This window comes from Pseudoalteromonas sp. Scap03 (genome assembly GCF_013393115.1).
Taxonomy (GTDB): Bacteria; Pseudomonadota; Gammaproteobacteria; order Enterobacterales; family Alteromonadaceae; genus Pseudoalteromonas.
In genome coordinates, this window is record NZ_VDEU01000002.1 from 621,808 (window position 1) to 647,235 (window position 25,428).

18 protein-coding genes are annotated in these 25,428 nt (G+C 40.3%); 9 read left to right on the forward strand and 9 right to left on the reverse strand.

Features of this window, described 5'->3' with window-relative positions; translation table 11 throughout:
* The first annotated feature begins 147 nt into the window (after positions 1-147).
* A complete protein-coding gene (locus FHG08_RS18095; RefSeq protein WP_178956904.1) occupies positions 148-1,041 on the forward strand; it encodes an AraC family transcriptional regulator in 894 nt (297 codons plus the stop codon).
* A 34-nt stretch (positions 1,042-1,075) separates the two neighbouring features.
* Here FHG08_RS18095 and FHG08_RS18100 read toward each other — a convergent pair whose 3' ends face one another.
* Both FHG08_RS18100 and FHG08_RS18105 read right to left on the reverse strand, forming a co-directional pair.
* Positions 1,076-1,480, reverse strand: coding sequence for a hypothetical protein (locus FHG08_RS18100; RefSeq protein ID WP_178956905.1), 405 nt, complete (start codon positions 1,478-1,480; stop codon positions 1,076-1,078).
* 648 nt (positions 1,481-2,128) lie between these two features.
* Positions 2,129-5,122 (reverse strand): TonB-dependent receptor domain-containing protein, encoded by a 2,994-nt coding sequence (locus tag FHG08_RS18105; protein WP_178956906.1) that lies wholly within the window; start codon positions 5,120-5,122, stop codon positions 2,129-2,131.
* 606 nt (positions 5,123-5,728) lie between these two features.
* Between FHG08_RS18105 and FHG08_RS18110 the strand changes: the two genes are divergently transcribed.
* Positions 5,729-6,697: a dihydrodipicolinate synthase family protein gene (locus FHG08_RS18110; RefSeq protein ID WP_178956907.1), complete on the forward strand. Its 969-nt coding sequence runs from the start codon at positions 5,729-5,731 to the stop codon at positions 6,695-6,697.
* A gap of 375 nt (positions 6,698-7,072) precedes the next feature.
* On the opposite strand, the gene FHG08_RS18115 is transcribed toward FHG08_RS18110, so the two are convergent.
* The 4 genes from FHG08_RS18115 to FHG08_RS18130 all read right to left on the reverse strand — a co-directional run bounded on the left by FHG08_RS18115 (position 7,073) and on the right by FHG08_RS18130 (position 10,615).
* Positions 7,073-7,741: a GntR family transcriptional regulator gene (locus tag FHG08_RS18115; protein WP_178956908.1), complete on the reverse strand. Its 669-nt coding sequence runs from the start codon at positions 7,739-7,741 to the stop codon at positions 7,073-7,075.
* Positions 7,742-7,875: 134 nt separating this feature from the next.
* Positions 7,876-9,372 (reverse strand): aldehyde dehydrogenase (NADP(+)), encoded by a 1,497-nt coding sequence (locus FHG08_RS18120; RefSeq protein ID WP_178956909.1) that lies wholly within the window; start codon positions 9,370-9,372, stop codon positions 7,876-7,878.
* Between the two features lie 13 nt (positions 9,373-9,385).
* Entirely contained in the window at positions 9,386-10,387 is a 1,002-nt protein-coding gene (locus FHG08_RS18125) for a 4-hydroxyproline epimerase (RefSeq protein ID WP_138609503.1), read from the reverse strand.
* Positions 10,388-10,390: 3 nt separating this feature from the next.
* A complete protein-coding gene (locus FHG08_RS18130) occupies positions 10,391-10,615 on the reverse strand; it encodes a hypothetical protein (protein WP_178956910.1) in 225 nt (74 codons plus the stop codon).
* Positions 10,616-10,881: 266 nt separating this feature from the next.
* Between FHG08_RS18130 and FHG08_RS18135 the strand changes: the two genes are divergently transcribed.
* The 3 genes from FHG08_RS18135 (at position 10,882) to FHG08_RS18145 (ending at position 13,993) form a co-directional block, all read left to right on the forward strand.
* On the forward strand, positions 10,882-12,174 hold the full coding sequence (locus tag FHG08_RS18135) for an NAD(P)/FAD-dependent oxidoreductase (RefSeq protein ID WP_372239244.1): 1,293 nt from the start codon (positions 10,882-10,884) through the stop codon (positions 12,172-12,174).
* A 22-nt stretch (positions 12,175-12,196) separates the two neighbouring features.
* The gene (locus FHG08_RS18140) at positions 12,197-13,417 is read left to right on the forward strand and encodes a Xaa-Pro peptidase family protein (protein WP_178956912.1); all 1,221 of its coding nucleotides are present in this window, start codon (positions 12,197-12,199) and stop codon (positions 13,415-13,417) included.
* Positions 13,418-13,759: 342 nt separating this feature from the next.
* Positions 13,760-13,993 carry a hypothetical protein gene (locus FHG08_RS18145; RefSeq protein ID WP_178956913.1) on the forward strand — a complete coding sequence of 78 codons (234 nt, stop codon included), beginning with the start codon at positions 13,760-13,762 and terminating at the stop codon, positions 13,991-13,993.
* 151 nt (positions 13,994-14,144) lie between these two features.
* Here the strand turns inward: FHG08_RS18145 and FHG08_RS18150 are convergent, their stop codons facing one another.
* Positions 14,145-16,919 carry a collagenase gene (locus FHG08_RS18150; protein WP_178956914.1) on the reverse strand — a complete coding sequence of 925 codons (2,775 nt, stop codon included), beginning with the start codon at positions 16,917-16,919 and terminating at the stop codon, positions 14,145-14,147.
* Positions 16,920-17,294: 375 nt separating this feature from the next.
* Here FHG08_RS18150 and FHG08_RS18155 point away from each other — a divergent pair, with 375 nt between their 5' ends.
* Positions 17,295-18,326: a LacI family DNA-binding transcriptional regulator gene (locus FHG08_RS18155; protein WP_178956915.1), complete on the forward strand. Its 1,032-nt coding sequence runs from the start codon at positions 17,295-17,297 to the stop codon at positions 18,324-18,326.
* A gap of 74 nt (positions 18,327-18,400) precedes the next feature.
* On the opposite strand, the gene gtfA is transcribed toward FHG08_RS18155, so the two are convergent.
* Positions 18,401-19,873 (reverse strand): sucrose phosphorylase, encoded by a 1,473-nt coding sequence (gtfA, locus tag FHG08_RS18160; RefSeq protein ID WP_178956916.1) that lies wholly within the window; start codon positions 19,871-19,873, stop codon positions 18,401-18,403.
* A gap of 172 nt (positions 19,874-20,045) precedes the next feature.
* Between gtfA and FHG08_RS18165 the strand changes: the two genes are divergently transcribed.
* From FHG08_RS18165 to FHG08_RS18175, 3 genes are all read left to right on the forward strand, one after another.
* Positions 20,046-21,275, forward strand: coding sequence for a sugar MFS transporter (locus FHG08_RS18165; RefSeq protein WP_138569896.1), 1,230 nt, complete (start codon positions 20,046-20,048; stop codon positions 21,273-21,275).
* 166 nt (positions 21,276-21,441) lie between these two features.
* Positions 21,442-23,835 carry a TonB-dependent receptor gene (locus FHG08_RS18170; RefSeq protein ID WP_178956917.1) on the forward strand — a complete coding sequence of 798 codons (2,394 nt, stop codon included), beginning with the start codon at positions 21,442-21,444 and terminating at the stop codon, positions 23,833-23,835.
* Positions 23,836-23,951: 116 nt separating this feature from the next.
* The gene (locus FHG08_RS18175) at positions 23,952-24,902 is read left to right on the forward strand and encodes a carbohydrate kinase (RefSeq protein WP_178956918.1); all 951 of its coding nucleotides are present in this window, start codon (positions 23,952-23,954) and stop codon (positions 24,900-24,902) included.
* A 41-nt stretch (positions 24,903-24,943) separates the two neighbouring features.
* On the opposite strand, the gene FHG08_RS18180 is transcribed toward FHG08_RS18175, so the two are convergent.
* Positions 24,944-25,339 (reverse strand): STAS/SEC14 domain-containing protein, encoded by a 396-nt coding sequence (locus FHG08_RS18180; RefSeq protein ID WP_178956919.1) that lies wholly within the window; start codon positions 25,337-25,339, stop codon positions 24,944-24,946.
* Positions 25,340-25,428 lie beyond the last annotated feature (89 nt).

The following is a 25,428-nucleotide window of genomic DNA, read 5'->3' on the forward strand; positions in this document are numbered from 1 at the left end:
CAGCAACTTGTTAGAGTAATGTAGCTAGTTGCTTTATATTTAATCGGTATTGATTGACATTAGACTATTAAGCGCTTAAAAACTTGATTAGCAGTCCAAAAAAATTGTCTGTGAGTCCAAACGATTTAATCATTAAAAAGGCTGATTATGTATTCGTCGCAGTTAAATAAAAAACGCCAACAACTTGATGTACTTATTGAAAACAAAGTGAGCTTTGCTGCCGACAACAGCGAACTGAGTATTTATGATACTTATAAAAGTGCGCAAAAAGTGGCGCTGCATTCAAACGAATTATTATTTTGTGCCATGCTCAGTGGCAAAAAAATTATGCATGTTGAGAATAGTCAGTATCATAAAGCGTTTTTACCACACGAATCGTTTGTATTAGCGCCCGAGCAAGGGGTGCTGATTGATTTTCCTCAGGCAACTATCAACTCACCTACCACCTGTTTAGCGATTGAAATCAGCACCGATAAAATAACCAATGTGGCTAATGCACTTAATATGCAGCAAAACTTTGCTAGTGATGCCTTGTTTGAATACAGCCCTAATTTAGTGCATACCCAACATAATACGCAAACTCAGCAGTTATTAGAGCGAATGGTGCATTTATTTAGTGAGCAAGGCGCCGAGCGACACTACTTAATTGATTTATCGTTAAACGAATTGATCACCCGTTTATTACAACAACAAAGCCGTGATTTATTGCTGGCAAACTGTGACAAGCTACGCCTAAAAAGTAACGTGAGTGATGCACTACATTATATTGAAGAGCATTTAAGCGACACACTCGACATAGACACCTTGTGCAAAATAACTTGTATGAGTCGTAGTAAGTTTTACCAGCAATTTAAACTCGCTTTTGGCACAAGCCCTGCACTTTGGCAGCAACAACTTAGACTTAAAAAAGCCCGCACGCTTTTATTAGAAGGCCAAGCTATAAGTAAAGTGTGCTACGACCTTGGTTTTAATAACGCCAGTCATTTTAGCCGTTTATTTAAGCAAACCTTTGGGATTGCACCTAAACAGTGTCGGCATTAATAGCTAATGCTTTACTAAGTGGTTAAAAGCGCAGTCATATTTTAACAACCACACTATAATAGCTTGAAATACATAAACTTACACCTGCCAGCAACCACACTACGCCGTAGTTATGCCATAAGAAAGCGTTATTGTAAACTTTATGAGGGTTGTGCTTATCCACCAATAGCGTGCATTGCTTACCCTGCTTAAAACGCCACATCATATTTTCGTTATAATCAATTAGTATACTGCACACTTGATCATCAAAACGAAAACTCACTAGCATCGTTGGCTGATGTAAAAGCTCTGGCGCTGTTATTTGATTATTTGTCGCTGCTGTTATTTGTTCTATGTTACACACTCGCCAATGGCGTTTATTAACTTTACATTTTAACCAACGAACAAGTGGCAACAAGCCTATTAGTATAAATACAACCCCTAACCCTAGAAGTACCATACATTCACCTTCATTTTAATTAATTTTTTGGTAAACAAAATGAGTAAATAAATCACTCAACGTTGTATCTACTGATTTAAATACTGTTATTTTTTATCTACTTTTTCGAACAGGTATATTTTGTTTGGCTAAATAAGCCAGTTCAACACACGGCAAGCTCTGTAAATATACCTTCTTGCATTGATAACAATAACTTACCAGTTTCATTTAATATATTAATTACTATCTACAAATAAACTGCTACGAGTGATTGCGGAAGTATCATATTCACGACTATCTTTATGATGATTTTCAATTAAATCAATATGTGTGTCTGATGCAAGCCATTTAAAATAATATATAATGACTCACCGTCCATATGCATATCAAGGGTATAGATGTGTAACCAATCGGGTTGTGACTACTGCCAATGAGAAAACAAAGCTGAGTCATAATTATCCCTTGTTATTTTTGCATGCAATGTGCCTTCATTTCTTGTAATAAAAGTGCCAATAACTCACTACAAAAATGCCAAACAGCTGCCTGCCCAGCATCGAGGCTGTGTTGCTCTTGATGAGAATGTGCTTAAACATTAACTCAACTTTAGCATTCACCAACATAGTCATGAGATACTAAAGTTGAGCTCTTACAGCTTCTTACCAGGGAAAATTAAAACTCTATTCGTGCGGTCAATGACACATAGCGAGCACCTTGACGTCCTGTCACTAAGCCATAATCAGGATTAAGCTTTAAGCCATTTTCACCGTACTGAGCACGCTCTTCGTTGATATTTATCGCACTATCGCTATTAAGCAAATTATAAACAGTGCCTTTTAAAATCACGTTTGAGCCAAAAAAGTCAGTGTAGTACGTCAATGACATGTCTATATTAGTGAGCCAAGGTAAATTACCTTTACTGCCACGTGGCGCAGGGTTGCCATTTTCATCATAATGAGATGCTTGATCGTAATATTTACTAACACATGCATCCCATGGGCTTCCTTGTTCGCAGCTATCGACACCTTCAGGGTGAACTGAGAAGTAGCTCTTTGGACGACCTGATGTAGTTCGCGCAACTAAACCTAGGGTCAATGAATCGGTAATATTATAGGCGCCACTAAACTTAATAGCGTGGCGGTGGTCATTTGGTAAATTACCATAGCCATGATCCATCAAATCACCATAGTCGTAGGAGGTCGTCCAACCAGGATCGGCTTGGTTATTATCCGTTTTAACTAAACCTTCGGTATTACCATAGCTATGTGACCATGTATATGAAGTATTGATACGCAAGTCATCAGTTATATTGCCATCTAAGGTAAACTCAAGCGCCAAATATTTGCGTTGTGCTTCGGCAAGTGCAAGTTCATCAGCACTTAAATTTACGTTATCAATTTCTCCATCACCATCAAAGTCATACGACATTTGAATCGCTTCACCAGGGTTATTGAGTACGTAATATGAACCTTGCCCTACGTTATCGGTTATACCCATTTCAGCAAGCTTTTTGGCAAGCACAGGGCCTACATCAGTGTCTTCAACACTGCGACCTAAATCACGGTAAATAGCACGTACACCTGCAGACATCGTATCAAACACTTCTTGCTGATAACCAATTGTAAATTCATCGCTGTACATTGGTTTTAAAGAAGCAGAGGCAATTAGCCCTGGTTCAGTAATACCCCGCTGACGCCAGCGTCTATCACGTAACATATCCCCTCTGCTAGGTGAGCCATCAGCTAATAAAGAAGGTGAACCGCTACCTTCTAATTGATCCAGTTCGAAATACTCAAACCATTCAATAGATGCAGAACCTTGGGTGATATTCATGTTCGCAGAGACAGGTTGAAAATAACGCCCAAAGGTTGCAAATACTTTTGCACTACCATCACCATTAACGTCATAAATTGCTTGTATACGTGGCGCGATTTGATTATCTATATCAACAAAAGCCCGACCATCTGAAACAGTGTTTTCGAACTGGCTATAACGCAAACCCATATTAAGCACTAAATTATCAGTAGCTTGCCATGAATCATTAATGTAAAACGCTAATGAAGTGGTAGCAGAATCGACCTCACGGCTACGAATCCTTCTTTCGATAAAGTCAGTACCTAGTGTAGCGCCCGATACATCGTTTTCACCGGCCGTTTTTACTGTCCACCAGCCTTTAGCATCCCCAATACCATTTTGACCTTCAAAAAAATCGACCTTCACGTTAGTGTAATCAATACCAAATTGGATTGAATGCATATCCAAATCCCAGTTAAAATCAATGCGAGCTTGGTCTCGGATGTACTCTTCTTCTGTTATTCCTGAATTAGTGTGCTGGCTTAACGTAACAAAACCATTTCTTTCATCCCATACACCTGGGTTTGGAGACGCTACCACGTTCTCAACATTCTCAGTAACACGGCCAACAACGGCTGACACTGAAAAAGTATCTGTCAGATAGCCATTGTAGTTAATACTATAAACATTACCGCCATCTTCACCTGGTGCATCTACCCCTTGCTGATCACCCACAACATTATCTTTCCAATTATAAGCAAACGTTTTGTCAGTCCAAGTACGTTTATTGTTCATTGCAGAGAAACCAATAGAGTGATCTTCATTAATAAACCAATCCACTTTCGTGAACCAACGATCTTCATCACGCTCAAAATCAGAGAACGTGGTTTGCCCAGCGCTGCTAGACTCTTCTCTGCGTGGAGCAAATAAGCCATAGAAGAACAGCGTATCTTCAATAAGCGCACCGCTCGCCCATAACTGTACTTCTTTAAAATCGTAACTACTTTGCTTAGTGTTGGTACTGATGGTGCCACTATCTTGAAATATTGAATCATGCTGATTACGAAGACTATCAGGATCCCAGCGCACCTCTGCACCAAGTTTAAAATCATTATCGCCTGATTTAGATACAGCGTTTACAATACCGCCTAATGCCCCTCCAAATTCAGGGCTAACACCACCCGTTTTAACTTGAGTTTGCGAAATAGCCTCCCATGGAAGACGAATTGAACCTAACCCTGTGCGAATACTGGTTACATTCAAGCCATTAAAATAGTAGCCATTCTCAGCGGCTGATGAGCCACCAAAACTAGAGGCTCCTTTGAAATTAGAACCACCAGGAGCTGCAGTACCTGGCGCTAGTAACGCAATACTCTCAAAACCAGTATTTACCGGCATTGCTTTAAGTTCAGCATCACTAAACGTTAAGCCAGAGGTGGAAGATGCCATATCTACACGACGAATTGCCGAACCTGCTACCGCGATACGCTCTATATCAATACCAGCTTTATAAAGTTGTACATCAAGTATTATTGATTGGCCAATAGTTACCGCAACATTTTCTTCAGTCATTGCTTGATAACCGTCTTTTACAATAGTTACATCGTATGTACCTACAGGTACGTTTCTTAATAAGTAATCACCCTCGGCGTTACTGGTAATGGTGTAAACCAACCCTTTGCTTTTGTGCTTAAGTGTAATAGTTGCGCCGGTTAAATCATTCCCCGATTGCGCAACAATATGACCTTTAACAATACTACTGCCATCAACAGCGTGTGCCGCTGGTGCAATTAATAATGCTGCTGTTACCGCAGTTGCCAGCAGAGTTCTAGCACCCACGCCTCGAGTTTGTTTTTTATTATTTGTAATCATGTAAGAATTCCTTGGTCCTGTAGATTTTTATTGTGAGACTAACCTCGACGTAAAATATACATAAATTACATATTGTATACAATATTAAATATATGATAATTTTTAGTTAAAATTTAAATACAAATTAAACAAAGTCAATTGCTCTGCAAGTTTGTAACTAAAGGAAGCTTTATTAAGTATCGTAATTTAATACATGAGCTGAAGTATTTAACCTGAACTCTGGTTAAGAGATATACTAATATTTTGAATCAAAGTGATATTTATGTTTATTTTCTCTAGCCAGAGATTTTCAGTGGGTACTAAGCGAAATTACTTGCAATAGTTAGCCTATTGCAAGTAGATTAAACTCAGTTAACGCTAAGAATAGCTACTTGGGGTAGGTTTATAATCCAGAGTTCAGGTTATTAAGAAGCAAACTATAGTTCGTGAAGATAGTTAAATGATTAACCCCACTTTATATAGTTAGCGTTACTCGCCTTTGCATGCCCCTGTATAATTTACATATACGATACCCTTTTAATTTAGTTCTTAGACTTGCCGAAGTTAATTTTACTGATACAATCGAAATGTATAATGTATACAATATTACTTATTAGAGGAAATATAATGGAAACAAACTGTAAAGATTGGCGATACACAGTTATGCCAGCCGTATTTACATGGCTCAAAGAAACAGAGTCTGGAACCGTTGCAATTGACCTTGATGCAACGAAAAAATACGCTGCAGATATTTTAAAGGTGCAAGGCAAAGGTGGAACTCGTATGGGAGGCCTTGTTGGCTCTGGTACTCTTGGTGAGAACAGCTACCTAAGCTCCGAACAGCGTCTTTCTTTACTAAAAGCTCTCTCAAGTGTTGCTAAAGAATACAATGTTCCATTGATTAGTGGCGCAGCCGCAGAAACCAAAGAAGAGCTGGCCAAAATTGTTACAGAGCTAGCAACTGTTGGCGTGGACACCGTAATGGTGATGCCACCAAAAACCAAATACACGCCTTCTGATGAGGAAATGTATGCGTATTATTCCCTTTCTGCCACAGCTGCAAAAGAGGCCGGTATTACAATAATGCCTTATAACAACCCGGACGCCGCTGGCTATCATCCACTTTCAACTGACCTTCTAACAAAGCTTGCCGCTTTACCTGAAGTTACGGCGCTTAAAATATCCACCATAGATGTATCTGTCATTGAAACGATGGTGCTAGAAAATAAGGACATAAAAGTACTCGCAGGTGTAGATACGGTAACTATACATGCAGGACTCGCTGGCGCATGCGGTGGAATTACAGGCGTTGGCTGTATATTTCCAAAAGCGAGTGTCACTATGCAGGAATACGTGAATAAAGGTGAGTGGGCCGAGGCAAACAAAATTTCTCAAGCTATGAATTCTATATCTTACCTTGATGCACAACCGTTACTTTTAGAATACCTTAAGTTTGCATTTGGCATTCATCATAATGATGTAACTGGCGGGCTTCGTACTTTTGGTAAAAAGTTAAATCAACAGCAAATTGATGATGTACACACAAGGTATGCCTTAGCAAAAGAACGACTCGAGGGTCTGGGTTTAATAGACTGAATTTTCAAAAATTGACAAGCAAAAGCTCCGTTTTTACGGAGCGTTTTTGTAGCTATAGATAAGCTGCTCTTGCGGTGATTGCGCTGACCTTATTAAATAATCATACTTGAGCATAAAAGAAAATCAGATATATCGTTTATTCAAATATAGCGTAAGACTAAGCTTTGCACTTCTGAGTTTTTTACCCTATCTAGCTAAAGTATTTTTTACATACCCACTTAATAATACAGAAAAGTTGATGGGACCTTGTTCAGTTAGCTAACATCGCATTAAGCAAACTAATCGAGGTAAGTTAAAGACAACATAAATATAGCATTCTTATTTGCCTACGGGCAGCAAGCTGAGCACATGATAAAAAATGTGGCTTATTTAACACTACCTTTTTTCGTCTTCTATTTTAAGTAATAGCTTTTTAATGTCGTTTTTGGCGCCTAAGATATGCTTTTTCAAAAAGTCACACGCTTTTTTAGTGTTCTTTGCACGACAGTGATTTAACAATATACGGTGCTCTTCTGGTGCTGTGGTTAAACCACCCGCTAGTAAAATATGCATGCGCACATAACGCTCTGAATTTTTACTATACATATCAACTAGTTCACGAGTTTGTGGGCGTTGTGCGCGTGAATACAACTTACCATGAAAACGGCTGTTTAAATCGCCCGTTGCTAGGTGGGTATCACCTGCATCCATGGCGCTTTCTAGCTCAGTTAAGATAAGCTCAGCATCAATTAAATCTTGATCTGTTAAACCTTCTATTGAGTGACTTAGCAGCTCAGCCTCAAGTAATGCCCTTAAATCAAAGATTTCATCAATTTGTGATGCTGAAAGCTCTGTTGCCGTGGCTCCTTTATGCGCTTCAAAATTTACAAGCCCTTCAGCTTCGAGCTGAAGCAGTGCCTCACGAACAGGTATTCGGCTTACATTAAGCTCAGCAGCAAGTGCAGCTTGACGCAGTGGATCACCAGCTTTGATTTCACCGGTTAATATTTTTTCACGAATTGCTTCTGCTACTAATTGGGTGCGTGTTTTGTGTTCGATAGCCATGGTGATCCTTAAGTATTGCATTTAGCATACATTATACTCAAGTAACATGAGATGCCAAGTTAGATTCCGTCCTCAGTTAGCGTTTATAAAGGAAAAGCGGGAATATACAATTTGCATATCCCGCCCAATGAATCTTATGCTTGATAGCAAATTGGTCGCATAAAACGTAACATTGCATTTGTGCCTACAGAGGTACTACGTACATCCGTTGAGCTTGGAAATGGCCCACCGTGGTTCATTGAACCACACACTTCAACACCTGTTGGCATCTGATTTTTTATCAAACGACCCACTTTATATTGCAGTGCTTCGATGAGGCTATCTGCTTTGCTTAAATCCGCTTTCGTGCCATGAACGCTGGCTGTAAGCTGCCCTTGCAGTTTATTTATTAATGTCATAAGTTGCTGTTCACTGTCGTAACGCACAACTAATGCAGCAGGGCCAAACATTTCTTCATTCAACGCTGGGGTTGTTAAATAATCGTCGGCATTACAAACGAATACATGTGCATTAGCATGGAACGTTTGCTCAAGCTTACCTTTCCCTAACACGCTTACTTGAGCAAGTTGGCCTCGCTCTTCTACTTGATGTTTAAACGTTTTAACAATGTCTGGCGTGAGCAAAGTGTCTGATGGTGCATCATTAATGCTCGCAGTAATATGTGCTTCAAGCTCATCACACCCGGTTGGCACTAACCAAAGCCCAGGGCTGGTGCAAAACTGGCCGTTACCCATAAGCATTGACTGGCAAAGTGACTGCGCCATTTCTTTACTCTGTTCAATGGCTTTATTGGGTAAAATAACTTGAGGGTTAATACTACCCAGCTCACCATAAAATGGGATGGGCTCTTCACGTTTAGCAATCGTTTCTTGCAGTTTACTAGCCACGTTAAATGAGCCTGTAAAGCCAACCGCTTTAATTGCCGGCGCTGCAACTAATTGATGCGATATGTCATGCTCCTTACTTTGCACCATTGCAAACACGCCTAATGGCATCGCACATTCTTTTATGGCTGCAAGCGCCGCACGTGCCATCAACTCGCCAGTTCCTGGATGCGCTGTGTGATTTTTAACAATGACCGGGCACCCAGCAGCAAGTGCCGCTGCTGTATCGCCACCCAATGTTGAAAAGGCATAAGGAAAATTAGATGCACCAAACACAGCAGCCGGCCCCAATGGTAAATAGTTAAGTTCAGTGTGTGGTTTTGGTAACGGTGATCTTGTTGCATCGGCCTCATCCACTATTTTTAAACCCAAAGGTGATTCAGGGTTTTCGCGCAATGCACTGGCAAACGCTTTAAGTTGATTTACGGTGCGCATGCGCTCCCCCTGCAATCGCGCAAGCGGTAAGTTGGTTTCTTGCTGAGTTTGCTCAAGTAGATCATCACCAAGCGCTAATATTTGATCTGCAATACACATTAAAAAATCAGCACGTTGTGCATAGCTAGTTTTACGATACTCATAAAAAGCCGATTGTGCGGCTTCGATTGCAACGTTTAATTCAGTGGCGCTGAGATTAAAAAAGCATGTAGGTAGTGGTTCATTACCAGCGGGAGAAAATGCATTAAATTCACCATTCGCTGAATCACCAACCCATTGTCCTGCTACTAAACTTTGTCCTGTTAATGTCATGTTTTGCTCCTGATTATATTACTTGAAACCCAAATGCATATGGGTCATCGTCATCGACTGTGATAGCACTTGTGCCTGTTACTCTAGACCAACCTTGAATACTTGGCAGAATAGCTGTTACGCCTGCGATTTCTGTTACCTGTTCAATACGGCCGATAAATTGGCTACCGATATAACTTTCGTGGATAAATTCTTGCCCTTGGGCCAACTGCCCTTTCGCAAAAAGCTGTGCCATACGGGCGCTAGTGCCTGTTCCACATGGTGAGCGATCAATGGCTTTGTCACCATAAAAAACAGCATTTGCGGCATGTGAATTGGCATTTTTAGGTGTGCCTGCCCATAACACATGGCTTGCACCTTGAACGGTTGGGTCAAGGGGGTGAACACATTTTATTTTTGCGTTTATGGCATCACGCACCTGCGGGCTGTACTTTAAAATTTGCCCAGCGGTTAAATGCTCAATGCCTTTGTAATTGGCTTGCGGTTCAACAATAATGTAGAAGTTACCTCCGTAGGCAATATCTACTTTAAGCTCGCCCAGTTCAGGTACTTCAATTACAATTGACTGATATGCTAAGTACGCGGGAACATTATAAATTTTTACCCACTGAACTTTACCATCGGTCATTTCATAATTGATTCGTACACGTCCAGCTGGCGTATCTAATAGCAAGGTCCCGGGCACTTTTGCATGTAATAAACCATGCTCTAAAGCAAACGTAACAATACCCATTGTGCCGTGGCCGCACATGGGCAAGCACCCTGATGTTTCAACAAATAAGATAGCGGCATCGCCGTCTTCTGTGGTAGGCGGATATAAAAATCCGCCCGACATCATATCGTGACCACGAGGCTCAAACATTAGCGCTTGGCGTATCCAATCGTGATTTTGAAAAAAGTCTTGGCGTTTCTCACTCATGCTCTGTCCGCTCAATTGCGGGTGACCACTGGTAATTAGCCTTACGGGATTGCCACAGGTATGGCCGTCAATACAAAAAAAGGTCCCTTTGAGCATAACTTAATCCAACTTTAATTTTGTTACGTCAATACCGCTTGCCATTGCTTTAGTGTAAAGCGTGGTAACAGCTGCATTTTCATCTGATGCGTTTAGCTTAATAACGCTGTGAGCAGTTTGATTATTTAGCTCATCGATCATGTTTGCGCTACTTGCAAAATGAATAGCGCCATCTTCATTAAACTGAGCCGAAAACGATCCAAAGGCCTGTTGCCAATTTACTGTCATTTTAATTACCTGATTGATGTTTATGCTTGATATAGTAGGTATATTGTATACAATAATCAATATCCTATTTCAGCATTCCTTTCTTTAGTGGCATTGAAGGGCATCTATAAAACAGCAGCAAAAACATTAAACCATTGAATCTAAACAACAATGAAGCAAAATAACAAGTATTGAAAAATCATATCTCGTAACTTAAAAAATAAATGCAATTTTGAGATAGACACAATACATCCGTCACAACAAACATATTGCATAAAGAGGTAAGCATTTTGTCTGATAATAAAACACAACATATTGGCGTGGTTGGAGCAGGTATAATCGGTATTTGTTGTGCGTTAAAATTACAACGCGCTGGCTTTACAGTTACTTTGTATGATGAAAATGGCTTAGCTCAAGGCTGCTCGAAAGGGAATGCTGGGCACTTTGCAACAGAGCAAGTATTTCCTTTAGCGCACTCATCGTTATTAAAAAAGCTGCCTATGATGCTATTAAACCCACTCGGCCCTCTTAGAATAGATTGGCGCTATGTGATCAAAGCACTACCTTGGTTTTGGCGGTTTGTTAATAACATGGCTAGCTCAACCTATAAAGCAAATACCCACGCTTTACAGGCGCTCAACCACCGTGCAATTACAGCCTACGAGACCCTGCTAGATGAATTCAAATTAAATCATTTAATAACAAAGAAAGGGAGCTTGCTCACTTTCGAAACAACGCCAGTTACACAAATACAGGCTATGTTTGAAAAATATTTATCACACGGTATCGCTGTAGAGCTGCTCAATGCTGAACAACTACAACGACTGGAACCTAATTTAGCAAAAACCATAACGCATGCATTATTTTTTAAAGAGGTAGCACACAGCGTTGATCCTCATTTATTTTGCTTAAGTTTAGCTGAGCAATTTAGAGCTTTAGGTGGGCAGTTTTGCCAACAAAAAGTGATTGAGGTTTCACCTGTTTATAGTGGCTATGAAATTAATTGCCCTGACCAAAAATTTCAAGCCGATAAAGTCATCATCGCAGCTGGTGCGTGGAGCAAATTACTGCTCAAGCCCTTAGGTTACAATGTACCTCTTGATACAGAGCGAGGCTATCATTGCATGTTATCGAGTAATTATGGTCTATCTCGTCCTGTCGCCTCTGCAGAGCGCAGTTTTATTATGACACCCATGAGCCAAGGTTTACGAATTGCTGGAACAGTAGAGTTCGCAGGTACAGAACGTAAAATGAATAATAAACGCGCTTTGGCATTATTACCCAATGCCAAAGCAATGCTCAATCATTCAGCGGTAACACTTCAACCTAGTAGCGTGTGGATGGGCTGCAGACCATCACTGCCCGATTCATTACCGGTCATAGGCGAAGCACCTAACCACACTAATTTATTTTTTGCATTTGGCCACCAGCACCTTGGATTAACTCAAGGTGCTATTACAGGTGAGCTAATAACTAGTTTGTGTTTACAACAAGTACCTAGCGTAGATATAAAACCATATTGTATCAGCCGCTTTTCATCTCAAGCTGCTTGCAGTTCACACGCCCCACTTGCACAATAGTCACACTTACGAGGAAAGCACTATGATAGCCCAAGGTATTGGTACCCATACCAAAGAACAAGCACTTGCCAGTTTATCTAATATGACTGACGATTTAACCCCGATCCAACCGCAAGAGCACCTAGAACGAATTAAAAAAGCTCAAGTATACATGCAACAAAATGGTATTGACGCCATATATCTAAACGCTGGTACAAATCTTACTTATTTTACGGGAATGCGTTGGTATGCCAGTGAAAGACTGGTGGGAGCAATTTTACCTGCACAGGGCGATGTACAATATATTGCTCCTTTTTTTGAAATTGGTTCACTCAATGGCTTTAAAGTGATTGATGGCCCAATTCATGGTTGGCAAGAACATGAAAGCCCATATCAGCTATTTGTAGATGTAATAACCGAAATGGGCATTGCAAAAGATGGCACTATTGGCATTGATGAAAGTGCACAGTTTTTTATTTTTGATGGCATTAAAAAAGCACAAAGCGGCTTAAAACTGGTTAACGCACAACCCGTAACAGCACATTGTCGTATGCACAAATCAACCAATGAACTTGCATTAATGCAACGCGCAATGGATATGACCTTAGTGGTACATAAAGCCACAGCCAGTATGCTGTATGAAGGCATTAGCACCACTGAAGTAGAAGCTTTTATTAAACAAGCGCACCAAAAAGTAGGTGCGCCAGGTAACTATTTTTGCATTGTGTTATTTGGTGTTGCTACCTCTTTTCCCCATGGCGTAAAAGACGCGCAAATTCTTAAAAAAGACGATGTGGTATTAATTGATACTGGCTGTAAAGTGCACGATTACTTATCTGATATCACCCGCACTTATGTGTTTGGCGAAGCAAGTGATCGCCAGCGCCAATTTTGGGATTATGAAAAAGCGGCACAAATAGCTGGATTTAATGCAGCAAAAATAGGCCAAACATGTCAAGACGTAGATGCTGGAGCTCGTAATTATTTAGCTGAGCAAGGCCTTGGTCCTGAATATCAAACGCCAGGGTGCCCACACCGTACCGGCCACGGCATTGGCTTAGACATTCACGAGTGGCCTTATTTAGTCGGCGGCGATAAAACCCCTCTGGCCACCGGTATGTGCTTCAGTAACGAACCCATGCTCGTTGTACCAAATGAGTTTGGTATAAGATTAGAAGATCACTTTTATATGACCGACAACGGGCCAAAGTGGTTTACTGAGCCATCCCATAGTATCGACGACCCATTTAAATCAACCAGTTAACTTATAACACTCTCTGCTGCATGTATACGAAAACCATGCAGCCACTGGCACTACTCACTTCACTTAGCTTGTTTTTGAGTAATTAATAATAAATTTGCAACATTCCATCAGAGATTAGGCGCCTCTTGCTGTTCACCATATAGGTAGTGTTTTGTACTGCTATTACAGTGAACTGCTTGAGGTAAATAAGTGTATGAAATCACGTACTTTACCAAAGCGAAGCATTATGCTTCTGGCATAAACCTCCCACTTAGGCAAAACGTGGGATGTATTTTATAAGGTAAGCGTAGGTCAGCTGGTTAACCATTTTCCGCGCTAGAGACTTGGTAAATTAATGCTCATTTGTTTGGCCCTTATTCAGGTCTTACTACGGGTACTATTTCTTTTACTGCGACACCTTACGACCAAGCTGCGCCAATAAATACACAACAACAGGACGTTGCAATCACGCCTTATGAAGATAAGAAATACGAGTTTGGGTTAACCCCTACCTCTGAAGCAATGTTAATCACGATCACGGCACGATTAGATGTAGACGGAGAAGAAATTCGCATCATCAAAAAGCAACCAATATAACCTTTTGAAGACAAAAGTAGTGTAAAAACCTTTCAAAAAAATCAATGCCGACCAGTGAGCAAGCTGATCGGCATTTTTCAGTTTAAGTGTTATTCCATAGATAGTGTGAATAAACTTTTCCAATAAAAGTAATCATTAATAGGGCGAGTAATTAACGACATCCACTACTGTTATAGTCAACGACTAAACTAACACCATTACTTGAGCCTGATACCTTTAAGTAACCCCAATATTGGCTTGAATTAGCAATATAAATACACTCGTCGTTACCACTATTATTTGACTCAGCCAATTCGTTATTGCCATTAGGCCACGAGCTCTCGGCATAGCTAAGGCTTATATCGCCACTGCCATTGGCCGTGGTGATTGTAATCCCACTTTGACTTTGCACATCAGCAAGACTAAACCACATCGGACCGCTGTTACCTAAACAAACCGCTTCGCCATCATTTAAACGACCGTTGCTACGACTGCCTTGTGTGGCACATACATCGGGCACATTGGAAGTGGCTGGCATATAAGACGCTGTTAATTGCACATTTTCAAATGCATTATATCCATATAACATAACCTGATAAGTACCAACTTGTACTGGGTCAATGGCGCACTGCTCTTCGTTACCACCAATATAAGGACGACAATCGTAAACGGTCTCTGTTGGTGCCGCTTCATAGCTTACATACAGGTCAGCATCTCCTTCTCCTCCAGTAATTGTAAATACTAGTTCACTGGCACCTTGCGGAACGGCAAAAGTAAAGTATTGCTGCTCATTTTGCGCGCCGTTAGTCTGAACTGTTTGATTATTTTGCAATATGTTATCACCGACACTACTATCTTTTTCGATGGTCGCTGTCGTGATAGCTGATTGACTTGCTCCTTGATTGTCAGTAACTATCAAACTTACGTTGTACTCCCCTTCACTGATATACCTGTGAAGTGGATTAGCCTGATTCGAGCTACTGCCATCACCAAAGTTCCATTGATAACTTACAATTGAGCCATCGCTATCAATACTGCCATTGCTGGTAAAACTGACGTCATTATTTTGCACGCCATAATATGGGCCGTTGATTTGAACTGTCGGCGGAATATTTGAAGGCGCGCCAGCAACTAAATCATCGCACCATTGTACAAATTCACTTTCGTAACTACTTTTCCACTGTTCTGTTTTTGCTTTGTAGGCAATCCAATCACCCACTCTGGTATGGGCAAGCATAGTATTAATTTCATCATAATGGCGTTCAAACATAAACCTAACAGCTAGGTAACCCCAACGATAGATTCGGTCTTGATCAAAACCATCATAAGTAGTGGAAAAGATTTGTGCTAGGGTAAAACGTGAGCCATCACTAATGGTTTCTTTTGCTGCGTCATTATCATTTAAATTAGCAATGTATTCAGCAACCCCTTCCGACCACCAAACAACATCTTCTGTAGGAGAGTTAAAGTCGCCATACAGATCAAATCGCCCATCGAGATAGTGCACATATTCGTGCTCTAAATTCCAAACGAAATGCTCTGCATTTGCATAATTTGCTTCATAAGCAATAAAGTTTGCTTGGTTGCCAACAACGGATGGATCACCTTCTAAATACATGCCACCATTATTGGTATTAATACCAAAAATGACCCCCGCATATTTACCGTAATCGTCGCTACTATCGAAAATATTCACTTGTAAAAAGCTATTATTATCATCAGCTACGGGGGTGTTATTAGTGGCAAGTTTAGTATGGAATAGCCCTTCCTCAGCACCCATTGCATCACACGCGGCGGCATGTTGCGCAACAGTCATATTTTGCGAACGAATTTTAATCGTGCTACTGCAACTATAGCTTTGTGGCAGTGCTTGACCTATCAGGTTATCTACAAACCCACAAATACCATAATCATTACAATCTGCGTAATAACTAACCGAGTCAGCTGCCGCAAGCCAAACCGCATCACCATAACCAAAGCTAGTATACGTTGAAAAAATAGCATTTAGACCAGTATCTACAGCACTTTGAATCGGTGTATCTGAGTATTGCTTTAACCGAGCAAGTTCACTTGCTGCATTAACAATAAGGTACTGTGCGTCTGATCCAATCATCCATTGTTTTTGAGTAAACGCACTGAGCCTTGTTACTAAATCAGTGTCTTTGCCCACTGCCGTAACAAATTCATCATTCCATTGACCACGATATAACAAGGTAAAAATACCATTCACTGCACTTCGTACATTCCACTTAGCGCCGTAGCTTTCATTAAAACGGCTCAACCATTGTTTTACCACTTCAAGGTAACGATGCTGTTGCTCTGAGCTGTCCATTGTGATGATTACTTCGTTTAACGTTTTAGCATGACCGTCGTTATCGTCGTAAAAATGACTATTGGCAACAAATGCATCAACCGCCCCCACAACTGCGGTGGTGACCCACGTTGCAAAACTAACATTGTCGTTATAAAACTCAGCGTAAAAACCAGTTCGTAGGTATAAAAATAACGCTTCCAACTCTACATTTCCGCCGCCAGCATAAGTCAGTGAAAGTGCCTTAGCATGATTTGCAACAGCAAACATTTTATCAGACGTAAACACCTGACTTTGTGTTAAAGCAGAGGCACTAAACAACTCATTAATACATTGTGTACCTTGGTTTTGAATTTCTGTAATAATACTTGATGTGCTCGCGTTTGCTAATGCATTCAAATCACACGTAACGGCGACTGCTTGCATCGTCATCACACGCGCATTAAAAAGTTTTTGCTGGCTTTGCATTTTTGCAATCGGTGCTTTTTCATTATGATTTTGTTCAACGCCATGATGATGTAAACGCTCTACAACGGCTGTCTGAGGTATAAATGTTCGCTCCTCCACCTTGTCAGCCAATGCCATTGAACTCATACCTAATATCGGTAACGTCAAAATCAGTGTGTTAATTTTCATATTATACCTTCGATGATTAGTATGTTCTTAATCCAGAACTGGTTATTGAGATACAATTTGTAACACCTCATTATCATTGTATACAATATATTTTATATAACATTAACGAATATTGATATATTAGTTTTGAGAAAACGGTTTCAACCAATTCTTTTGTATTGATTTTTACTTACTTCAAACTCTATTTAATTTAGTGAAGCTGAATATCACTCCCTCAAAGGTTACCCCATAGGGGTGGGTCAGTTTGGTACACTAAACTCTCGCAATATTTAAAAGAGCGTCTTACAACGACTCTTTTAAATAATTAGCACTTTGATTTAAAGCCAGATATGGTAATTTACTCTTTCAACCAGCATCCTCCCTTGAGTAGGTTATATGAATACAAAAAACCGTTGGACATTAAAAAGTATTGCCAAAGAGTTAGGTGTGTCTAATGCTACGGTTTCAAATGCGTTTAATCGCCCTGATCAACTCTCGGCTAAACGACGCGAAGCCATACTTAAAGCTTGCAAAGAGCTCGGTTATTATGGCCCTAATAAAGCGGCGCAATCTCTGCGAAGTGGCACGTTTAATATTGTTGCTTTAGTGCTACCAGATAGCGTGGAATATATGGTGTCAGACCCTGTCGCCAGTAGCTTTATGCGTGGTGTAACCTCAGTGCTTGAAAAAAACGGCATTAATGTTTTATTGTTTTCAGGCAATAACGAAAACCTTAATAACGTTGTTGATTTTGTTGATGGGTTTATTTGTTATGGGCGCCCGCGAAACAAAGCACTGGTAGAGCAACTAAAAACAGTACAAAAACATGTGGTTACTGTGGATTTTGATATTGCCCGCAACGCATCAATTAATATAAATAACGAACAAGCCAGTTACGAAATAGCCAAACATGTTTTGCACAGTGCAACTGATAACGTGGCAATATTAGGCTTGAGATTACTCGATGAAAATGTATTGTGCCGAGTTTACGAACATCATGAGTTTGAAACGGGTCAATCTATTTCTCACCAACGCTTACGAGGTTATCAGCGTGCGTTAAATAAAGCGAATGTAACGGTAGCCGACGACCGCATTTGGAATATTCCTGAAAGTAGCGAGCGTTTTGCCAGCATAGCTGCAAAAGAAGTATTAAACGCCTCACCACGCCCTGATGTGATCATATGTATGAGTGATTTAATTGCCCTCGCCACCATGCGAGAAGCAATAAAACAAGGGATAAAAATAGGGAGTGAGCTACGTATTGTTGGATTTGATGGCATAGAAGAAGCAGCCCGTTTTGTGCCTCGCCTTACGACTATTCATCAAAATAGCCAAGAAAAAGGTGTAATAGCTGCTAACTTATTTATTTCTAAAGAAGAAAAACAACACGAAGTAGGTTACGCACTAAATATTGGTGCAAGTAGCTGAGCGCTGTTAGTAGCGCAGATAAAAAAGCCAAGCTTAAGTTGCTTGGCTTTTTGGTTTTCAACAAATAAAGCTATTTAAACTAATAAACTTTGTAAGTTTAAAGTGTTTTCTTGAGAACCATTAACCTGCGTAATAAGTGCAGTACGACTAGCAAAATCAATACTCAAAGAAATTGATTGTTGCTCAAGCTTCCACATTAAACAACATACACTTGCGCCACCTTGAGCAGTAAATTCACCAGCAAATGCAGGATGCTCATTACGTATTTTAATTAATGCTATTAATCCTTTTACTACCGGCTTATTTAGCGCTTCATCTATTTTAGCGGCATCTAGATAAGGGCGATTAATATCACGACCAACGTTCGTTTTCGCCAGAAGCTCCATATCATTTTTACAAGCAAATAAACCACCGTAATATACTTGTGGTACACCCGGTGCAAAAAATTGAATGGCGCGAGATAATAAGTAATCAAAATCATTTGCGCCCAGTGCATCGTAATACGTACAGTTAACTTGATATAGGTCGACATTACTTGCAGCTGCACCTGTTGCTTTACGGCTCTGGTTATTGCTGTTGGCATGCATGGTTTCTACTAAATTATCTATTTGAGATGCGTTTAACAGCCCTGGTTTATCGCCCATTGGACCCGCGTCAATAATGCCAATACCATCATGGGTGTCTAGCACCGTTAAACAGTTGCGCGGTGAAATTTGTAACCACTTAAGCAGTGCGTCTACATCATTATTAAATAAGCTGTGTAAAATAAGCGGGGGTAAAGCAAAGTCGTATACCATGTTTACGCGCTTAGCCACGTCAACTTGAGTTTGATAATGGCTATGAATTTCAGCAATGGTTTCCATGCCTAAATCATTTGCCTGCTTTGAGAGTTTATCTAAATAGGCAAATGTTTCATCGAGCATAAAACAGTTAGTACCTGCTTGCTTAATGGCGTAACCCGCTGCATCTAAACGAATAATGTTTACGTTGTTAGCAGAAAATTTAGTAAGTACGTTATTTAAATAGGCAATGCCCGCTTCTACTTTTACATTTATATCAATTTGGTTGTCGGTAAAGGTGGTCCAAAAATCATACGTTTGACCATCACCGCATTTCATTGGTGTAAAACAGCTTCCAGGCCGTGGACGGTAAATGGCTTGTTGTTCTTGGTTGCTCATGCCATTAGGGAATACGTCTTCTTTAGTTAAAAATAAATCCCAAAATTCAGAGGCTTTGCCTTTGGCCAGCACATCCTGAAATTGAAACGATTGCGCCGATACATGGTTTACTATTAAGTCGGCCATTAAATCATGGTCTTTTCCAAGTGCTTGAATATCTGACCAAGTTCCTATTCGGGCATCAACTTCACTGTGATCAATTGGGTCAAAACCTGCATCGCTACCATCTATTGGGTTATAAAATGGTAATAAGTGTACCCCTGCAAAAACGTCTTTAAGTGGACCCTTTAGAAGTGCTGTTAATGCGTTTATATCTTTACCGGTGATTCGATCAGCATATGTGATCAATTGAACTTTATTCTTCATCATGTGTGATTACCAAGTTGAAACTTAATCGATTAAGATATATCTTTAACTAGCAAGTAAGAATTTACAAGTAATTTTTAAATATTTTACATACAAATATCGTGGCTCGATTAATACTACAATAAGTTACTGACAACTTAATGTGTGTTACCAAGCATTTAACGAGGAAAAGCAAATGACAAAATCACACACACACGTAAGCAGCGATCCGTTGCAACAAATTCGTTGGCTCACATACATGATGTTTTTTATGTTTGCCATGACCTCTGACGCCGTTGGCATGATCATTCCCGAACTCATAAGCGATTTTGGTTTAAGTATGACCCAAGCCAGTGCGTTTCATTATGCGCCTATGGCCATGATTGCAATAAGTGGATTATTTCTAGGCTTTTTAGCCGATAGTCTTGGCCGTAAAAAAACGATTATGCTTGGATTATTAATATTCTCTGCAAGTTGTTTTTTGTTTGCGATTAGTAGCAGCTTTATATTTTTTGTTTTTTTACTGTGCTGTATTGGCCTCGCCATTGGTTTATTTAAAACCGGTGCATTGGCGCTTTTAGGTGATATTTCTAATAGCAACGAAGAGCACACCAAAACCATGAATAAAGTAGAAGGCTTTTTTGGCATTGGTGCCATTGTTGGCCCTGCTTTAGTTGGCGTGCTGCTGGTTCAAAATGTAAGTTGGACTTACCTTTACATCATTGCTGGCATTATGTGTTTGATTTTGGCATTGCTTGCTTGGCGTGCCGATTACCCTGCTGTGGTAAAAAATACAGATAAGCCAGCCTCACTAAAAACGACTATGAAAATGGTTAAAAACCCTTATGCACTGGGTTTTTCACTTGCAATTGCTTTATATGTTGCCACCGAAGTTGCCATATACGTGTGGATGCCTACTCTACTAAAAGATTACACTGGCTCATGGCCGCTGCTGGCCACTTACGCACTCACAATCTTTTTTGTGTTACGTGCTGCAGGGCGTTTTATTGCGGTATGGTTACTGAATAGGTTTAGTTGGCAAGGAGTTATGGCTTACTTAAGCTTTGGCATTGCGCTGTGTTACGTTGGCACTCTATATGGCGGCGTTGATTGGGCTGTGGCTTTATTACCTCTTTCAGGTTTATTTATGTCGATGGTTTACCCTACTTTAAATTCTAAGGGAATATCGTGTTTTCCTGTTCATCAACACGGCGCAGTAGCCGGTGTTATATTATTTTTTACCGCACTGTCAGCCGCTTTAGCACCTTTATTTATGGGTATGATCAGTGATTACTTTGGACACGTGCGCTACGGATTTTATTTAGCCACGGGTTTTGCAGTTATATTATTTTTAGCTATGCTGTTTAATTATATTCGTGACCCATCAGCAACTGCATTAGAGCAAAACAACCTAGTCGCTGAGTAAATAAACAACTTTAATGCTATAAAAACATTTTAAAAATCAATGTTTGAATAAAAAAACAGCAAATAATTAACAAAATAATTTGCTTATTGTAAAAACTTTGTTATTTTTACTTAATCGATTAAGTAAAAATAACAACTTCCCTTTGGGTTTAAAACGAGGCGTTCACATGACAACACACAACACACCTTTATATTTGATCAGTGCTTTAGCGCTCGCCGTTAGCCAAGGCGTTAATGCACAAAAACAAGAGCAAAATACACAAGCGCAAGCTAACAAAGGGCTAGAAACAATTGTTGTTACCGGTGTTCCCCGCCGTACAACAATAATGGCGTCAAGTTCTTCTGTGAGCAGTGTTTCACTTGAGCAAGTTGAGGTGTCTACGCCTCGCTCTACCGCAGAGGCATTTAGAATCATTCCTGGGGTGCGCTCAGAATCAACCGGCGGTGAAGGTAATGCCAACATTGCAGTACGTGGTTTACCGGTTGCCTCTGGTGGTGCTAAATTTTTACAGCTTCAAGAAGATGGCTTACCTGTTTTACAATATGGCGATATTGCATTTGGTAACGCTGACATTTTTATGCGCTTAGATAACACAGTGCAAACCATTGAATCTATTCGCGGTGGCTCAGCCTCTACCGCAGCAAGTAATGCACCGGGTGGCATAATTAATTTCATTTCAAAAAATGGCGAAAACGAATCGGGCAGCGTATCAACTACACTTGGCCTAGATTACGATACTATTCGAACTGACTTTGAATATGGCACATATTTAAATGACACTGTACGCTTTCATGTTGGTGGTTTTGTACGTCAAGGTGAAGGCCCACGTGAAACAGGTTACACATCAAATAAAGGTGGGCAAATTAAAGCCAACCTGACCAAAGATTTTGAAAATGGATACGTGCGTCTTTATTACAAACATTTAGATGATAAAAGTGTTGGCTACTTACCTATGCCAATGTATGCAAATGGAGACTCAATTCCTGGGTTTGACGCACAATCAGATACCCCGCATTCAGCATTATTTACTAAAACAGTGCGCTTAAACGGCGAAAATCAAATAAGTAACGGCGATATTCGCGATGGTATGAATCCGCAAGTTGACTCAATTGGTTTTGAGGCTGTATTTGATTTAGACAACGATTGGCGTATTGAAAACCGTTTTCGTAAATCATCTGTAAGCGGTAATTTTAATTCGTTGATCCCCGCTGAAGTTGGCGATGCATCAGCTATAGCGCAAAGTATTGGTGGTGTGGGTGCAACGCTTAGTAATGCGACCACAGGTGCTGCATTTAACGATGATTTAGCAATGCGTATTCATACGTTTGATGTAACTATGAACGACTTTGACTCAATTGTTAACGACTTCAAACTGACTAAATCGCTAAGCGATGATACTAGCGTTACTTTTGGCTATTATGCGTCAACCCAAAATATTGCCATGTCGTGGTTATGGAATTCCTACCTAATGGAGCTCAAAGGTGATAACGCAGCGCTGTTAAATGTAACAGCCGCCGATGGGACTGAATTCTCTGAAAATGGCTTATACGCTTATGGCACGCCTTTTTGGGGTAACTGTTGCCAACGCGATTACGACACAGAATACGACACTCGTGCACCCTATATTGCATTTTCAACTAAGGTGGGTGACGTAAGTATTGATGCTAGTGCCCGTTATGACAGCGGTGAAGCGCGTGGTAACTATGCAGGCGCGGTTACCTCAACCGTTGATATGAATCGCGACGGTGTGATTTCTGTTCCTGAACAAAATGTTGCAGGTATTGACCTTGCAAATGCCAGCCCTGTTAATTACGACTGGGATTACGCATCATATTCAATTGGTGCCAATTACCAAATTGACTCAAGCCTTGCAACGTTTGCACGATTGAGCAAAGGCGGTCGCGCCAATGCTGACCGACTTTTATTTGGTAAAGTTCGCGCCGATGGCTCAGTAGCCGATGAAGATGCCGTTGATGAAGTAAACCAGTATGAGTTTGGTATTAAAAAGCGCTTTGATTCACTGTCAGTTTTTGCCACGGCATTTTATGCACAAACTGAAGAGCAAAACTTTGAAGCGACATCACAAACCTTTTTTGACCGCGAATATGAAGCAAAAGGAATTGAGGTTGAATCAACCTACTTTATTGATGCATGGGATTTTCGTGGTAATTTAACGTGGACAGACGCTGAGATTGCAAAAGATGCACTTACCCCAGAAGTGGTTGGTAATACGCCTCGTCGCCAAGCTGATTTAATTTACTCATTAATGGCACGTTACACTTATGAAAAAGGCTCTGCAGGCCTAAGCTTTATTGGTACTACCGATGCCTATGCTCAAGATAATAACGATCTTAAGTTTGATGGTTACACTCAAGTAAATGGCTTTGTAAGCTACGATTTATCAGAAAACCTTAATATTGCGTTAAACGTAAATAACCTATTCGATACGGTAGGTATTACTGAAGCAGAAGAAGGCTCAATACCTGATAACAACATTATACGCGCACGTGCTATTAATGGCCGTACAACGTCATTGACGTTTAAATACGCGTTTAACTAACCAACTTTAGTGTAACAATTGCTGAAGCTATGTTTGTTCAGCGATTGTTACACTAGTTTTAATAATTCTCCCTTGAATTTTGACCTAGCCATGCTAGGTTTTTTAGGATTTACACTATGACCAAATTACTTAGCCTTGGTGAACTGCTTATTGATATGCTGCCTCAAGACTCTCAAAACAGTGCTTATTTGCCCATTCCAGGAGGTGCTCCAGCTAATGTGGCAGTAGGTTACGCAAAGCTCGGCGGCAAAGCTGCGTTTTGTGGCGGTATGGGAGATGACTATTTTGCTAAACAATTAACTAATGCGCTTGAGCAATATAACGTAGATACTGAGTATTTATTTACCATAGAAGGCGCGCAAACAGCTATGGTTATTGTCAGCTTAGATGAAAACGGCGAACGCAGCTTTAACTTTTATCGTCATCAAACAGCCGATTTACTGTTAACGAGTGAGCACTTAAAGCTTATTAATTGGGATGAATTGAGTACCCTACACTTTTGTTCAAACACCTTAACCAATACAGCTATAGCAAAAACCACTGTGTGTGCTTTAAAGCAAGCTAAAAACAACCAAAAAATCGTTAGCTTTGATGTAAATTTACGCTACAGTTTATGGCAAAATAGCAATGACATTGAGCAAAACGTGCATGCATGCTACGCGTATTGCGATATTGTTAAGCTCTCACGTGATGAGTTAAATTTTTTAGCAACACAACGCCAACAATCAGCTGATGCCTACTTACAATCACTGCTTGATTTAGGCGTCAAGCTGGTGTTTTTAACCGATGGTCCGGCACCAGCGACTGTTTACCATAGCGCTTTTACTCTCAGTGAAGCAGCCCCAACAATTACCGCTGTAGATACCACCAGCGCTGGTGATGCTTTTATTGCTGGCGTACTATACTACTTAAACCATAGCGATAATGCAGTGCCACTTACTGATAAGCTAAATGATGAGTCAATAGTAAAAAAAGCGCTTCACTTTGGTCTTCGCTGTGGCTCAAAAGCTTGCTTATCTAAAGGCGCTTTTCCTGCGCTTCCCACGCAGCAAACACTTTCGCAATAAACCAAGATACTTACAAAAAAGGCCACTGTTGGCCTTTTTTGCTAAGCGTCTAAATTATTGGTTTTTAGCCATTCTAAAGCGGCAGTAGCATTTTCAAAGTATTGTATTTCACCCGACATAAACCAACTGCCTAACTTAGCTATGGTTGATTGCCACTCTTTGTTACCGTAAATCGCTATTTTTTTAAATTCTTTGTTGTGTTTCAAGCCAAGCTTTAAATCGTCCCAAGCAGCACGAAGCTCCCAACCATCTAACTCAGTGCCATCTATCAATACGTTAACAATAGGATGCTTAACTTCGCCTAGCGCTGAATCGATCATTGGGGTGATCACTTCATAATCTTTGTGAGTTAAGGTACCAATTGCCTTAAGTGTTAAGAAAAACTCACAGCCTGAGCGCTCAATACCAATCGATAAACCATGTGTTAAATTAACCATAACTCAACCCTTGAATGAAAAGAGCTTTGATTATAGGCAACAGTTAAAAATTATCATATGAAGCAGGTCAAAAAACAGCCAGTTAATGC